The sequence below is a fragment of the Streptomyces sp. SP18CS02 genome (assembly GCF_036322365.1).
Taxonomy (GTDB): domain Bacteria; phylum Actinomycetota; class Actinomycetes; order Streptomycetales; family Streptomycetaceae; genus Streptomyces.
Map to the genome: position 1 here is coordinate 219,660 of NZ_JAQYXC010000276.1, position 14,224 is coordinate 233,883.

13 protein-coding genes are annotated in these 14,224 nt (G+C 73.9%); 1 reads left to right on the forward strand and 12 read right to left on the reverse strand.

Annotated elements, in window-relative coordinates:
- Window positions 1-5: 5 nt before the first annotated feature.
- Both PUR26_RS13355 and PUR26_RS13360 read right to left on the reverse strand, forming a co-directional pair.
- The gene (locus PUR26_RS13355) at window positions 6-1,043 is read right to left on the reverse strand and encodes a PhoH family protein (protein WP_329872374.1); all 1,038 of its coding nucleotides are present in this window, start codon (window positions 1,041-1,043) and stop codon (window positions 6-8) included.
- A gap of 133 nt (window positions 1,044-1,176) precedes the next feature.
- A complete protein-coding gene (locus tag PUR26_RS13360) occupies window positions 1,177-2,295 on the reverse strand; it encodes a carbohydrate kinase family protein (RefSeq protein WP_329872376.1) in 1,119 nt (372 codons plus the stop codon).
- Window positions 2,296-2,540: 245 nt separating this feature from the next.
- Between PUR26_RS13360 and PUR26_RS13365 the strand changes: the two genes are divergently transcribed.
- Window positions 2,541-3,854, forward strand: coding sequence for an MFS transporter (locus tag PUR26_RS13365; RefSeq protein ID WP_329872378.1), 1,314 nt, complete (start codon window positions 2,541-2,543; stop codon window positions 3,852-3,854).
- 41 nt (window positions 3,855-3,895) lie between these two features.
- Here the strand turns inward: PUR26_RS13365 and PUR26_RS13370 are convergent, their stop codons facing one another.
- The 10 genes from PUR26_RS13370 to hrcA all read right to left on the reverse strand — a co-directional run bounded on the left by PUR26_RS13370 (window position 3,896) and on the right by hrcA (window position 14,073).
- Window positions 3,896-4,912, reverse strand: coding sequence for a MerR family transcriptional regulator (locus tag PUR26_RS13370; protein WP_329872380.1), 1,017 nt, complete (start codon window positions 4,910-4,912; stop codon window positions 3,896-3,898).
- A 240-nt stretch (window positions 4,913-5,152) separates the two neighbouring features.
- Window positions 5,153-6,157 (reverse strand): adenosine deaminase, encoded by a 1,005-nt coding sequence (locus PUR26_RS13375; protein ID WP_329872382.1) that lies wholly within the window; start codon window positions 6,155-6,157, stop codon window positions 5,153-5,155.
- Between the two features lie 10 nt (window positions 6,158-6,167).
- Complete coding sequence (locus tag PUR26_RS13380; RefSeq protein WP_329872383.1) at window positions 6,168-7,070, reverse strand: ribonuclease Z; 903 nt, start codon at window positions 7,068-7,070, stop codon at window positions 6,168-6,170.
- Window positions 7,071-7,074: 4 nt separating this feature from the next.
- A complete protein-coding gene (locus tag PUR26_RS13385; RefSeq protein WP_329872386.1) occupies window positions 7,075-7,434 on the reverse strand; it encodes a histidine triad nucleotide-binding protein in 360 nt (119 codons plus the stop codon).
- A gap of 39 nt (window positions 7,435-7,473) precedes the next feature.
- Window positions 7,474-8,568, reverse strand: coding sequence for a tetratricopeptide repeat protein (locus tag PUR26_RS13390; protein ID WP_329872387.1), 1,095 nt, complete (start codon window positions 8,566-8,568; stop codon window positions 7,474-7,476).
- Window positions 8,565-9,866, reverse strand: coding sequence for an ATP-binding protein (locus PUR26_RS13395; RefSeq protein WP_329872389.1), 1,302 nt, complete (start codon window positions 9,864-9,866; stop codon window positions 8,565-8,567). The genes PUR26_RS13390 and PUR26_RS13395 overlap by 4 nt, the downstream gene beginning before the upstream one ends.
- Window positions 9,867-9,946: 80 nt before the next feature.
- Window positions 9,947-10,678: a 16S rRNA (uracil(1498)-N(3))-methyltransferase gene (locus PUR26_RS13400; protein WP_329872391.1), complete on the reverse strand. Its 732-nt coding sequence runs from the start codon at window positions 10,676-10,678 to the stop codon at window positions 9,947-9,949.
- The gene (locus tag PUR26_RS13405; RefSeq protein ID WP_329872393.1) at window positions 10,675-11,748 is read right to left on the reverse strand and encodes a nitronate monooxygenase; all 1,074 of its coding nucleotides are present in this window, start codon (window positions 11,746-11,748) and stop codon (window positions 10,675-10,677) included. Before PUR26_RS13405 ends, PUR26_RS13400 begins: the two co-directional genes overlap by 4 nt.
- A gap of 168 nt (window positions 11,749-11,916) precedes the next feature.
- The gene (gene dnaJ, locus PUR26_RS13410) at window positions 11,917-13,056 is read right to left on the reverse strand and encodes a molecular chaperone DnaJ (RefSeq protein WP_329872394.1); all 1,140 of its coding nucleotides are present in this window, start codon (window positions 13,054-13,056) and stop codon (window positions 11,917-11,919) included.
- Window positions 13,057-14,073, reverse strand: a complete 1,017-nt coding sequence (gene hrcA, locus PUR26_RS13415) for a heat-inducible transcriptional repressor HrcA (protein WP_329872396.1) — start codon at window positions 14,071-14,073, stop codon at window positions 13,057-13,059.
- Window positions 14,074-14,224 lie beyond the last annotated feature (151 nt).

Here is a 14,224-nt window from a genome sequence, read left to right on the forward strand (position 1 = left end):
AAAAGTCACAGCCCGTTTGTGTTGTCGTACTTCTCGTACGCGTCGACGATACGGCCGACGAGCTTGTGCCGGACGACGTCGTGCGAGGTGAGCCGTGAGAAGTGGACGTCCTCGACGCCCTCCAGGATGTCCTGGACCTGGCGCAGACCGCTCTTGGTACCGTTCGGCAGGTCGACCTGGGTGACGTCACCGGTGATGACGATCTTCGAGTCGAAGCCGAGCCGGGTCAGGAACATCTTCATCTGCTCGGCGCTGGTGTTCTGCGCCTCGTCCAGGATGATGAACGCGTCGTTGAGGGTCCGGCCGCGCATGTACGCCAGCGGCGCGACCTCGATGGTGCCCGCCGCCATGAGCCGTGGGATCGAGTCGGGGTCGAGCATGTCGTGCAGCGCGTCGTAGAGCGGCCGCAGATAGGGGTCGATCTTCTCGTAGAGCGTGCCGGGCAGGAATCCCAGCCGCTCGCCCGCCTCGACGGCCGGCCTGGTCAGGATGATCCTGTTGACCTGCTTGGACTGCAGGGCCTGGACCGCCTTGGCCATGGCCAGGTACGTCTTGCCCGTTCCGGCGGGGCCGATGCCGAAGACGATCGTGTGCTTGTCGATCGCGTCGACGTACCGCTTCTGGTTGAGGGTCTTGGGACGGATGGTGCGTCCGCGGCTGGAGAGGATGTTCTGCGTGAGCACCTCGGCCGGGGTCTCCTGGCCCGCCTCGGCCGAGCCGCTCCCGCTCGCCCTCAGCATGGCGATCGAGCGTTCCACTGCGTCCTCCGTCATCGGCTGCCCGGTGCGGAGCACCAGCATCATCTCGTCGAACAGGCGCTGGATCAGGGCGACTTCCACCGCGTCGCCGATCGCGCTGACCTGATTGCCCCGGACATGTATGTCGGCGGCCGGGAACGCCTTCTCGATCACGCGCAGCAGGGTGTCGCCCGAGCCCAGCACGGTCACCATCGGGTGCTTGGCCGGTACGGTGAAGTGGGCTCGCGCCTGACCCGGCACGGGCGGCTGCGGGGTCGGTGTCTGGGCTGTGGTTGTGTGAGTCATGGGCCGGCTCTGAGGCCTGCACATACCTCCCGTTGCAGGGTTCTCGCTGCTCGACAACCTCTGGACTGTCCAGCGTACGACGTGCCACGGACAAGGCCGAAGGCTTTTCGGCCGGGAGCCCGCGGCCGCGGCCCTACGCCGAACGGCGGAAACCGATCGTGGGGACGGCCCGGCGCAGCGGCCAGGGCCTGACGGGGGCGGGCAGCAGGGACTCCAGGAAGGCGTAGCGGGTGAGCGCCTCCGGGTCCTGCCCGGCGGCGCCCTGGACGGACTGCCACCAGGCGGCCACCTCCACCCATCCCGGGGCGGACAGCGACCCGCCGAACTCCTGCACCGACAGCGCGGCGGTCAGCCCGGCGAAGGCCAGCCGGTCGGCCAGCGGCCACCCGGCGAGGGTGCCGGTCACGAACCCGGCCACGAAGACGTCACCGGCACCGGTCGGGTCCAGCGCGGCCACCTCGATGGCGGGGACCTCGGCGGTCTCGCCGGTCGCCGCGTCCACCGCGTACGCGCCCTGCGGGCCGAGCGTGACGACGGCGAGGGGCACCTTCTCGGCCAGCGCGCGGGCGGCCCGGCGCGGACAGTCGGTACGGGTGTAGCGCATCGCCTCCTCCGCGTTCGGCAGGAACGCCTCGCAGTGCTCCAGGTCCGGCAGGCCCGCCAGGTCCCAGCGGCCGCTCTCGTCCCAGCCGACGTCGGCGAAGATCCGGGTGGCGTGTCCGGCCGCCTGACCGACCCACTCCTCGGGGCGGCCGGGCACGAGCGAGGCGACGGCGGCCCGCGCGCGCGGCCGGGGTCCGGGCAGCGCGCCGTCCGGGGGCGGGGCCTCGTGGCCGTGCGAGACCATGGTCCGTTCGCCCTCGTACGCCATGGAGACGGTGACCGGGGAGTGCCAGCCGGACACGGTGCGCGACCGGGACAGGTCGACGCCCTCGCCCTGCTCCAGCGCGTCCCAGCAGTACTCGCCGTAGTGGTCGTCCCCGAAGGCGGCGGCGAGCGAGGTGCGCAGACCGAGGCGGGCCAGGGCGGTGGCCATGTTGGCGACGCCGCCGGGGCTGGAGCCCATGCCGCGCGCCCAGGTCTCGGTGCCGCGCACGGGAGCGTTGTCGAGGCCGGTGAAGATGATGTCGAGGAAGACCGGACCGGTGAGGAAGACGTCGTACTCCGGGTCGCCCGGGGCCCGCAGCGCACCCAAGGGGTCGACGCCCGCGGTGTGTTGCCGCTGCTGCTGTTCTCCTCTGGATGTGATCACGACGGGCTCCCGGGTCGCGGTTCCGATCAGGACAGTCTGCCCGATTCCCGCCGCGCCCAACGGTCGTCGGCGCGTGGGAAGTCGCCTTGCTTACCCGCCCGGAAGACCGGCAAACACATTGTGTCCCGGATCACACCTTCCCGCCTTCTCGCCCGCCCGGCCGGCTTGATACAAATTGGCCCGCGTTCCCGTGCAACACCGGGCGCTCCACCCCTCCTTCGCCCTTTCTGTTCCCAGGAACGCCCATGCCCTCGCGCCCGCGCGCCCCGTGGCCGCTCGTCGCCGTCTTCACGGCCGGGTACCTCGCCGCGTACCTCCTGCCGACCGTCGTCGGACGTCTCTCCGCCGGTCTCGGCCTCGCCCCCGCCCAGGCGGGTCTGGTGGGCTCGGCCCTGCTGCTGTGCTCGGCCGCCGCGGGCTTCACGCTCGCCTCGCGGGTGGAGCGGTACGGGCAGCGGCGGACGGCCCGGGCCGGCCTGCTGCTGGCCGTGGGCGGCTACGGCCTCGCCGCCCTCGCCACGTCCGTGCCGCTCGTCGTGGCGGGCGCCTCGGTCGGCGGCCTCGGCTCGGGCACGGCCACGGCGGTCGCCGCGGCCGGCATCGCGGGCCGGCGCGACCCCCACCGTGCCTCGACGCTGGGCCTGCTGAGCGTTTCGGCGACGGCGGGCGCGCTGTATCTGACGATCCCGCACCTGGGCGGCGGGCACACACTGCCGTTCGCGTCGCTCGCGCTGGTCGCGGCGGTGGTGTGGCCCGCGACCGCCCGGCTGGAGACGGGCCACGACACCGGATCGGTCCGCGGAACGGGAGCGCCGCTGCCCCGGCGCCGCAGCGGCGCGGTCCTCGCGGGAACGATCCTGTGCTGGTCCATGGCGCAGAACGCGCTGTGGGGGGTCAGCGGCCGGATCGGCCTGACCCAGGCGGGCCTGGGCGAGGTCACGGTCGGCGCGGTCTTCGCGGCGGCGCTGGGCGCCGGGCTGCTGGGCGTCACGGCGGCGGGGGCCCTGGGCGCCCGACTGGGCCGCGCGGTGCCGATCGGCGTCGGTACGGTGGTGATCGCGGGCTGCATCGCGGTGAGTTCGGCCGCCGACGACCTGGTGTCCTTCGCGAGCGGCGAGATCCTGTGGAACGCCTGCTACCCGGTGGTCCTCTCGTATCTGATCGGCCTGGCCGCCTCGCTGGACCCGCGCGGCCGCTGGGCGGTCCTGGTGGGTTCGGCGTCCTCGCTGGGTGTGGCGTGCGGCCCGGTCACCGGCAGCGTCCTGTCGGAGGCGGCGGGCTACCCGGGCATGGGTCTGGTGCTGGGCGGCCTCCTGCTCCTCATCGCGGTCCCCATGACGGCCGTGGCCCTGCACACCTCGGGCCGTCCGCTGGTGCCGGGTGCCGTCCGGCGCCGCGGCGGGGCCCCGGCGGCGGTGGTCGCCGCCACGACCGGTACGGCGACGGGTCTGGTCCCGCAGATCGGCGCGCCGGAACAGCCGGTCGCGGAGTTCCCGGTGCCGTCCCCCGCGCGTCGGCACTCCTACCGCCTGGCCCGGCCCTCGGGCGGGGCGCGCTGAGGGGCGGAGGGCGACGCGGGCCCGGCCGGGCGTCCGCGCGGTCAGCCGGGCCGGCCGGGCAGGACGTCGAGCAGGGCCAGCGCCTCGCACAGGCCGGCCGGGCGCCGGGCGCCGGGAACCCGGGGGCCGCGCGCCCAGCCCGGGCCCGCGGTCAGCAGCGCGGGGCTGACCCGGGCGCCGCGTACGCCCCAGGTCACCGTGCGGACCAGGCCGGCGACCGCGCGGTCGGCGGTGTGCCGGCTCTGGGACCACAGGACGACCGCGCGCGGCCCCGATCTGCGGACCGCCTCGGTGAGCGCTCCGGGCGGCACGGCGGCGCCGAACATCCGCACCGGCACCCCCCGGCCGGCCAGGGCCGCCGCCAGTGCCTCCAGCGCCAGGGTGTGCATCTCGCCGGGGGCGCACGCCAGCAGGACCGGCCGCCCCTCGCCGTCCGCCGTCGTGGCGCAGGCCCGGCGCAGGGCGGTGGACACATGCCAGGAGAGCAGGTGCTCGGCCTCCACGTAGCGTTCGGCGGCGGTGTCCCCCGAGGCGGCCCAGCGGCGGCCGATGGCCCGCAGCGTGGGCGTCATCACGCTGTCCCAGGCGGTGGCGGGCCCATGGACGGCGAGCGCGCGGGCGAGCAGCCTCTCCACCCGTGGGGCGTCCAGCCGCTCGGCGGCCCGCCCGAGCCCGCGCACGGTACGGCGGGTGTCGTCACCGTCCGGTACGCGAGCGGCCGGGGGCGTGGGGGCGACGTCCCTCGCGGGAGCGGCGGCCGGGGCGGCGGGGCGGTACGTCTCCGGCGGCGGGGGCGGCGTACGGGCCGCCACCGTGGAGGCGATGACCGTGTCGCGGGCCGCTCTGGCCGCGTCGGCCGGGGGGACGCCGTCGGCGGTGAGGCGGCACATGTGCTCCAGCAGCGCCACGTCCTGCGGCGTCCAGCGCCGGTGCCTGCCCGGCTCGCGGTGGCCGGGGCCGATCCCGTACCGCCGTTCCCACGTGCGCAGCGTGGTGGGGGCGACTCCGAGCCGCAGCGCGAGTGCTCCCGTGGTCAGCGCCACCGTTCCCGACACCATGCGGACGACGATACGACGCACGAACGACGCCGGTTGCCCGGCGACCCGAAAGAGGAACAGGGTGAACACGCGGGCGGACGGCGGCCGGTACCCCGCACGGCGCTTCTGGCTGTCGGTGGCCAGAAGCGCCGCCCCTCCCCCGGCCGCCGCCCGCCGGCACCGCGCTCCGGTCCGGCCTGACCGGGCCGGCCGGACCGGACGGGGCGCGGGCCCGGCGGCCGGCGGGCCGGCAGGGGCCGGTCAGCCGAAGTCGTACGCCTCGACCTCGGCGAGGTACCGGGCCCGCCGCTCCTCGTCGTCGTCGAGGAACGACGCCCGGAAGGAGTTGGCCGCCAGCTCCCGCATCCGCTCCGGGTCCAGGCCCAGCGCCTCGCGCACCGCGTGGAAGGTGTCGCCGACGTACCCGCCGAAGTAGGCCGGGTCGTCGGAGTTGACGGTGACCAGCAGCCCGGCGTCCATCATCCGCTTCAGCGGGTGGTCCTCCAGGACGTCGATGGCGCGCAGCCGCACGTTCGACAGCGGGCACAGCGTCAGCGGCACCTGCTCGCGCACCAGCCGCTCCACCAGCTCCGGGTCCTCCATCGAGCGCAGCCCGTGGTCGATCCGTTCGACGCCGAGGACGTCCAGGGCCTCGCGGATGTACTCGGGCGGGCCTTCCTCGCCCGCGTGCGCGACCTTGCGCAGGCCGAGCGCCTCGGCCGCCGCGTACACCTCGCGGAACTTCGACGGCGGGTGGCCGACCTCCGCCGAGTCCAGGCCGACCGCCGCGATCCGGTGCAGATACGGCTTCGCGGCGTCGAGCGTCGCCATCGCCGACTCGGCCGACTCGTCGCGCAGGAAGCACATGATCAGCCGGGTGGAGACGCCGTGCCGCTCCTCGGCGCGGTCCAGCGCGCGGGACAGACCCTCGATCACGGTGCCGATCCCGACGCCGCGCGCGGTGTGCGCCTGCGGGTCGAAGAAGATCTCGGCGTGCCGCACGCCCTGCGAGGCGGCCCGCGCCAGATACGCGTCGGCGAGCTCCTCGAAGTCGTCCTCCGTGTGCAGCACGGCCATCAGCCCGTAGTACAGGTCGAGGAAGGACTGGAGGTCGCTGAAGAGGTACGCCCGGCGCAGCTCCTCGGTGTCCGCGTAGGGCAGTTCGACGCCGTTGCGCGCGGCGAGGGCGAAGGCGAGCTCGGGTTCGAGGGTGCCTTCGATGTGGAGGTGGAGTTCGGCCTTGGGGAGGCTCTCGGGGAGGTGCATGGGTGGCTCTCTAGCGTTTGGGGAGGGGGACGCGGATCAGGTCCTGGGCGATGGTGAGCTCGCCGTCGAAACCCGCCGCGCGGGCCTGCTGTTCGAACAGGTCCGGGTCGCTGTAGCGCTGCGAGAAGTGTGTGAGCACGAGGTGCCGCACGCCCGCCCGGCGCGCCGCCGCCGCGGCCTGACCCGCCGTCAGATGGCCGTGGTCCTCGGCGAGCCGGACGTCCTCGTCGAGGAACGTGGACTCGATGACGAGCATGTCGCAGTCCTCTGCGAGGGCGTCGACCCCCTCGCAGAGCCGGGTGTCCATGACGAAGGCGAAGCGCTGTCCCCGCCGTACCTCGCTGACGTCCTCGATGCCGACCGTTCCGAGCGTCCCCTCGCGCTGGATACGGCCCACGTCGGGCCCCTCGATGCCGTACGCGGCCAGCTTCTCGGGCAGCATGCGACGCCCGTCGGGCTCGGTCAGCCGGTAGCCGAACGACTCGACGGGGTGCGACAGCCGGCGGGCCTCCAGCGTGTACGCGGGCGTGCGGGCGATCACGCCGTCGGCGGCGACCGGCACCTCGACGAGCTCGACCGACTCGCGGTAGGCCGTCGCGTACCGCAGCCGGTCGAAGAAGCGCTGCCCGCTGGCCGGGAAGTGCGCGGTGACCGGGTGCGGGACCTGGTCCAGGTTGATCCGCTGGATCACCCCGGCCAGGCCGAGCGCGTGGTCGCCGTGGAAGTGCGTCACGCAGATCCGGTCGAGGTCGTGCGCCGCGACGCCCGCACGGAGCATCTGGCGCTGCGTGCCCTCGCCCGGGTCGAAGAGGATGCCCCCGCCGTCCCAGCGCAGCAGGTAGCCGTTGTGGTTGCGGTGGCGCGTGGGCACCTGGCTGGCGGTGCCCAGCACGACGAGCTCGCGTACGGACACGGGACTATCCGGGGGGCCATTCGAGGCCGCGGCCCCCGAGGACGTGCGCGTGCGCGTGGAAGACGGTCTGGCCCGCGCCGGACCCGGTGTTGAAGACGACGCGGTATCCGCTGCCCCGGACGTTCTCCTGCGCGGCGATCTCGCCCGCCTCGCGCAGCACGTCGGCCGCGATGCCCGGCTCGGCGGCGGCGAGCGCCGCGGCGTCCGCGTGGTGCGCCTTGGGGATGACCAGGACGTGGGTGGGCGCCTGCGGATTGATGTCGCGGAAGGCGACGGTCGTCTCCGACTCACGGACGATCGTGGCCGGGACCTCCCCCGCCACGATCTTGCAGAACAGGCAGTCGCTCTGCGGCTCTCCGGCCATGTTCCGGTCCCTTCTCTGCTTGTCGGCTACGGACGTACCCTATCGGCCGGGCGCGCGCCGTCCGAGCGCCGACCTGCTGACCCAGTAGGTGACGACCACGGCCCAGAACAGCGGGGTGCCCAGCGCGGCCACGAACCCGGCGCCCGCGCCGGGCAGCGCCAGGGTGAGCACCGAGTGCAGTCCGAGCAGCCCGACCGCGCCCGCCATCCACAGCACCGGCGGACACCGCCTGGAGATCAGCAGCAACGGCCGGCGCAGTCTGGGGGGCACCCGGCGCCGCATCCACAGCAGCCAGCCCGTCCACAGCGCGAGCAGCACGCCCGCGCCCACGAGTTCGGCGACCACCGCCGGGGTGCCGGAGGAGCCGCCGCGCAGCTGCGCCGAGCCGACGGCCGCGGCGAAGAAGCCGGCGAGGGCCACCCAGCGGGCGCCCGCGGCCGTGCCCCAGGCCATGGTCTCCAGGTTGAAGCGGGCCTCGCGGTCCTCCAGGTCGAGCGCCGCCGAGTCGACGAACCCCTCGGCGGCCCGGGTCCACGCGCCGCGCCGGTACCAGCGTCGCCTCAGATGCAGCAGGGAGAGGTTGTTGTGCGCCTCGCTGCTCTCGGGGTTGAGCCGCAGGGCGTTCTCGTACGCCTGTTCCGCCGTGCGGTGGTCGCCCATCCGGTAGGCCAGGAGGCCCACCAGGAAGTGCGTCGCGTCCTCCTCGGGCCCCAGCTGGACCGCGTGGCGGGCGAGGGAGTACGCCTCGGGGCGCCGCGCCGGGTTCCCCGACCGGTCCAGGATCGAGGCGAGGACGTGGTACCCGCTCCAGTGGTGCGGGATCAGGGCGAGGCCGCGCCGCGCGGCGGCCTCGGCGTCACCGTGATTGCGCCCGTTGCTCAGCAGGTCGGCACGGAGGAACCAGGCCGAGGGGAGCTCCGGGTCGGCGCGCAGTGCCTCGTCGGCGAGACGCAGCGCCTCCCCGTGGTCCCCGAGGTGGCGTCGGCAGCGGGCGAGCAGGGCGAGCGCCGGGCCGTCGTCCGGGTGCCCGGCCAGATGGGCCGAGACGAGGGCGGCGGCCTGCTCGTACCGCTCCAGGTCGTAGAGCGCCTCGGCGCGTTCGAGGGTGAGGGGGTGCGGCGGAGGGGTGGTCACAGTCTGCGCTTCTTCTTCAGGTACGCGAGGAGGTCGTCGTACATCCCCCCGTCGTTGGCGAACGTCGCCACATTGCGGGCCGTGGCGAACCAGGGCTCGGTGGAGGGCCTGATCTGCCGGGCGGCGCCCAGCAGGTCCGCCATGCCGATCATGCGGATCCTGCCGGTCCGGGCGGAGTCGAGGAGGGCGGACTCGGCGGCGCTCTCGCAGACGTGGGCGAGGTCGGCGCCGGAGAAGTCCTCCGTGGCCTTGACGAGTTTGCCCAGGTCGACGGATTCGATCGGGCGCTCGCGCAGGTGGTAGCGGAGGATCGCGTCCCGGGCGGCCGCGTCGGGCGGCAGGACGAGGAGGGTGCGGTCGAGGCGGCCGGGCCGGCGCAGCGCGATGTCCACGTCCCAGGGGACGTTGGTGGCGGCCAGCACGAAGACGCCGTCGTTGGCGGCGCCCGCGATGCCGTCCAGCTCGGTGAGGAGCTGGTTGACGACGTTGCGCAGTCCGCTGTGGTGGGTGCGGCTGCGCTTGGCGCCGAGCGCGTCGAGCTCGTCGAGGAAGACGACGCAGGGGGCCTGGCGGCGGGCGGTCTCGAAGATGTCGTGGACGTTCTTCTCGGAGGCGCCGATGTACATGTCGAGGATGTCGCTGAGGGAGATCGACAGGAAGCCGGCTCCGAGCTCCCCGGCCACGGCCCGGGCGATGAACGTCTTGCCGCAGCCGGGCGGCCCGTAGAGCAGCAGTCCGCCGCGCAGGCTCTTGCCGTACAGCTTGCGCAGCTCGGGGTTGCGCATGGGCGCCAGGAAGGCGGCCTCCAGGCGGTCCTTGACCTCCTGCATGCCGCCGACGTCGGCGAGCCGTATGCCGCCGGGCGTCTCGACGTCCCAGGTGTCGGCGTCGCCCCGGTCGTCGCCGTGGCTGTCGGCCGTGAGGGGCGCCTCCGTGCCCTCGACGAACCGGGGCCGCACGATGTCGCCGACCTCCTGCTCGGCGGCCGCCCAGTCGAAGCCGGTGCCACCGCCGCTCTCCACGGGCGGCGGGGCGGCGGGGGCCTGGGGCGTGTGCGGGGCGTGCGGCGGGGCGTGCGGCGGGGCGGCGGGCGGCATGCCCATGGCGCGGCCCATCAGGGCGCGGGCGTCCGCGTCACCCGGGGCGTGCTGGAGGGCCACGGCCGCCTCGGTCACGGCGTCGTCGTTCCGCCCTGCCGCGAGCAGCAGTTCGGCGAGGTGCAGCCGCAGGGGTACGTCGCCGGGTGCGGCGGCGACGGCGGCGCGCAGGCTGCGGATGAGAGGAGACTCGTCGGACATGCCGCCACCCTACGGAGCGGGTAGGACAATCGGGCCGGTGGGCCCCTGTTGGGGGCGGCCGTCCCGGCCCCGCCGCGGGTTCAGGACCAGCGGCCCGAGCGGCCCAGCAGCAGCGCCGTGGCGGCCGTCCCGGCCGTCGACGTGCGCAGCACGCTGCGTCCCAGCCTGAAGGGCTTCGCGCCCGCCTCCGCGAACGCCGCCAGCTCCTGCGGCGAGACACCGCCCTCGGGACCGACGACCAGCACGATCTCGCCCGCCGCGGGAAGCGCGGCGGTGGCCAGCGGCTCGGCGCCCTCCTCGTGCAGCACGGCCGCGAAGTCCGCCGCGGCGAGCAGCGCGGCGACCTGCTTGGTCGACGCCGCGTCCGCGACCTCGGGGAAGCGGAGCCTGCGTGACTGCTTCCCGGCCTCGCGCGCGGTGGCACGCCACTTCGCGAGCGCCTTGAGCCCCCGGTCGCCCTTCCACTGGGTGATGCAGCGGGAGGCCGCCCACGGCACGACGGCGTCGACGCCGGTCTCGGTCATGGTCTCGACGGCCAGTTCGCCGCGGTCGCCCTTGGGGAGGGCCTGGACCACGGTGATACGGGGCGCGGGCGCGGGTTCCGTCCGTACCTCGGTGACGGACACGTCGAGGCGGTCCTTGCCCTCGACGGCCGCGACGGTGCCGTACGCACCGGTCCCGGCGCCGTCGGTGAGGACGATCTCCTCGCCCACGCGCAGCCGGCGCACCGAGACGGCGTGCCGTCCTTCCGGGCCGTCCAGCGTGACCGTGCCGGCCGTGACGTGGTCGACGACGAAGACGGGGGCGGTCACGCGGCACCCCGCAGCGCCAACGCGGCCACGGCCGAGGTCAGTTCGGCGTTGAGCACCTCGACCAGCTGTCCGGCGGGCAGGTCGCGCGCCATCCGGTGGCCCTGACCGGCCCACAGCGCCATGCCCTGCGGGTCCCCCGCCTTGGCGGCGGCCTTGCGCAGACCGCTCGTGAGGTGGTGCACCTCGGGGTAGGCGGCGGGGGCGTACGGGCCGTGCTCGCGCATGAAGCGGTTGACCAGGCCCCGAGCGGGCCGCCCGGAGAACGCGCGGGTCAGCTCGGTGCGGGTGAACAGCGGGTTGGTCATGGCCTGCTTGTGCAGGACGTTCGCGCCCGACTCGGGGCAGACCAGGAACGCCGTGCCGAGCTGCGCGGCCTCGGCACCCGCGGCGAGGACGGCCGCGATCTGGGAGCCGCGCATCAGGCCGCCCGCGGCGACGATCGGCAGCCGCACGGACTCGCGGACCCGGGGGATCAACGACAACAGCCCGGCCCCGGAGCCGTCCGCGGCGGGGTCGTCCCGGTGGGTGCCCTGGTGCCCGCCCGCCTCGATGCCCTGGACGCACACGGCGTCCGCGCCCGCCAGCTGCGCCGCCTGGGCCTCCTCGACCGAGGTGACCGTCACCACGGTGAACGTCCCGGCGCGGGCGAACGCGTCGAGGGTCTCGCGGCTCGGGCACCCGAAGGTGAACGACACGACGGGGACGGGGTCGTCCAGCAGGATGGCCAGCTTGGCGTCGTACCCGTCGTCCCGCCCGGCATCGGGGTCGCCCAGCGGTGTCTCGTACCAGGTGGCCTCTCCGGCGAGCTGGTGGCGGTACACGTCGACGGCGGCGGCGTCGGCGTGCCCCGGCTGCGGCATGAAGAGGTTGACCCCGAAGGGCTGTGCGGTCAGCCCGCGGACCTGTTGGACCTCCTGGTACATGCCGTCGGCCGTCTTGTACCCGGCGGCCAGGAAGCCGAGGCCCCCGGCATCGGACACGGCGGCGACGAGCTGGGGGCAGGAGGCGCCGCCCGCCATGGGGGCCTGCACGATCGGGTGACGGCAGAGATCGGTCAGTGCGGAGGACATGCAGGCATGGTGTCACGCCCCGGCCCGGCCCCCCGAATCGCCCGGCCCGCCCGTCCCGCCCGTCGGCCGGGAGGAGGACAGCGGGTCGCGCTGTCTCCGGCGCCGGTCCCGGACAGCGGTGCGGGGCGGAGGATGGCTCCCCCGCCCCGCACCACCGCACCGGCGGCCTTACCGGCCGTTGAACGCGTCCTTCAGCCGGGAGAACAGCCCCTGCTGGCCCGGCTGGAACTGCCCCGTGGGCCGCTCCTCGCCGCGCAGCTTCGCCAGCTCCCGCAGCAGTCGCTCCTGCTCCGCGTCCATCTTCGACGGCGTGGTGACCTCCACGTGGACGATCAGGTCACCGCGGCCGCCACCGCGCAGGTGCGTGACACCGCGCCCGTGCAGCGGGATGGACTGGCCGGACTGCGTGCCCGGCCGGATGTCGACCTCCTCGATGCCGTCCAGCGTCTCCAGCGGCACCTTCGTGCCGAGCGCGCCCGCCGTCATGGGGATCGTCACCGTGCAGTGCAGATCGTCGCCACGGCGCTGGAAGACCGAGTGCGGCAGCTCGTGGATCTCGACGTACAGGTCTCCGGCGGGGCCGCCGCCGGGGCCGACCTCGCCCTCGCCCGCGAGCTGGATGCGGGTCCCGTTGTCGACACCGGCCGGGATCTTGACCGTGAGGGTCCGGCGCGAGCGGACGCGGCCGTCACCGGCGCACTCCGGGCACGGCGTCGGTACCACGGTCCCGAAGCCCTGGCACTGGGGGCACGGCCGGGAGGTCATGACCTGGCCCAGGAAGGACCGGGTCACCTGCGACACCTCGCCACGGCCGCGGCACATGTCACAGGTCTGGGCGGAGGTGCCCGGAGCCGCGCCCTCGCCGGAGCAGGTCGTACAGACGACCGCCGTGTCGACCTGGATGTCCTTCGTCGTACCGAAGGCCGCCTCGTTGAGCTCGATCTCCAGGCGGATCATCGCGTCCTGGCCGCGCCGGGTCCGCGACCGCGGCCCGCGCTGGGACGCCGTACCGAAGAAGGCGTCCATGATGTCGGAGAAGTTGCCGAAGCCACCCGCCCCGAAGCCGCCCGCGCCCGCGCCGCCGCCGGAGGCGGAGAGCGGGTCACCGCCGAGGTCGTAGACCTGCTTCTTCTGCGGGTCCGACAACACCTCGTAGGCGGCGTTGATCTCCTTGAAGCGCTCCTGCGTCTTCGGATCGGGGTTGACATCCGGGTGCAGCTCGCGTGCGAGCCGCCGGAATGCCTTCTTGATCTCGTCCTGGGAAGCGTCGCGGCGCACGCCGAGTACGGCGTAGTAGTCCGTGGCCACTTACGACTCCGCCAGGATCTGTCCGACGTAACGTGCCACTGCGCGTACCGCTCCCATCGTTCCGGGGTAGTCCATGCGGGTCGGTCCGACCACGCCGAGTTTGGCGACTGCCTCGTCGCCCGAACCGTAGCCGACCGCGACGACGGACGTGGAGCTGAGCCCCTCGTGGGCGTTCTCGTGCCCGATACGTACGGTCATGGCCGAGTCCGTCGCCTCGCCGAGCAGCTTGAGGAGCACGACCTGCTCCTCCAGCGCCTCCAGCACAGGCCGGATCGTCAGCGGGAAGTCATGACCGAAGCGCGTGAGATTGGCGGTACCGCCGATCATCAGCCGCTCCTCGGTCTCCTCCACCAGGGTCTCCAGCAGTGTGGCCAGCACCGTGGAGACGGTCCCGCGGTCCTCCATCTCGAAGGACTCGGGAAGGTCCTGCACCAACTGCGGCACATCGGTGAACCGTCGCCCCACGACCCGGCTGTTGAGCCGGGCCCGCAGGTCGGCCAGCGATGTCTCGCCGAACGGGGCGGGGCAGTCGACCATACGCTGCTCCACCCGGCCCGTGTCGGTGATCAGGACGAGCATCAGCCGGGCCGGGGCCAGCGACAGCAGCTCGACGTGCCGCACGGTCGAACGGGTCAGCGACGGGTACTGGACGACCGCGACCTGCCGGGTCAGCTGCGCCAGCAGCCGGACCGTGCGGGCCACGACGTCGTCGAGGTCCACCGCGCTGTCCAGGAAGTTCTGGATGGCGCGCCGCTCGGGGGTCGACAGGGGCTTGACCCCGGCGAGCTTGTCGACGAAGAGCCGGTAGCCCTTGTCGGTGGGGATGCGGCCCGCGCTGGTGTGGGGCTGGGCGATGAACCCCTCCTCCTCCAGCACCGCCATGTCGTTGCGCACGGTGGCGGGCGAGACCCCGAGCTTGTGCCGCTCGGTGAGCGCCTTGGAGCCGACGGGCTCCTCGGTGCCCACATAGTCCTGGACGATGGCGCGCAGCACCTCGAGTCTGCGTTCGCTGAGCATCGCGCACACCTCCAGCTCTGGTTCCTGCCGTGTTCCTGCTGTGTTCCCTGCCGTGCTGTTGGCACTCACCTTGTCCGAGTGCCAGCAATCACCCGGCCAGTGTACGGCGCGGAGGTACACCCCTAGCAAGGGCGGCCGGCCACGCTACCGC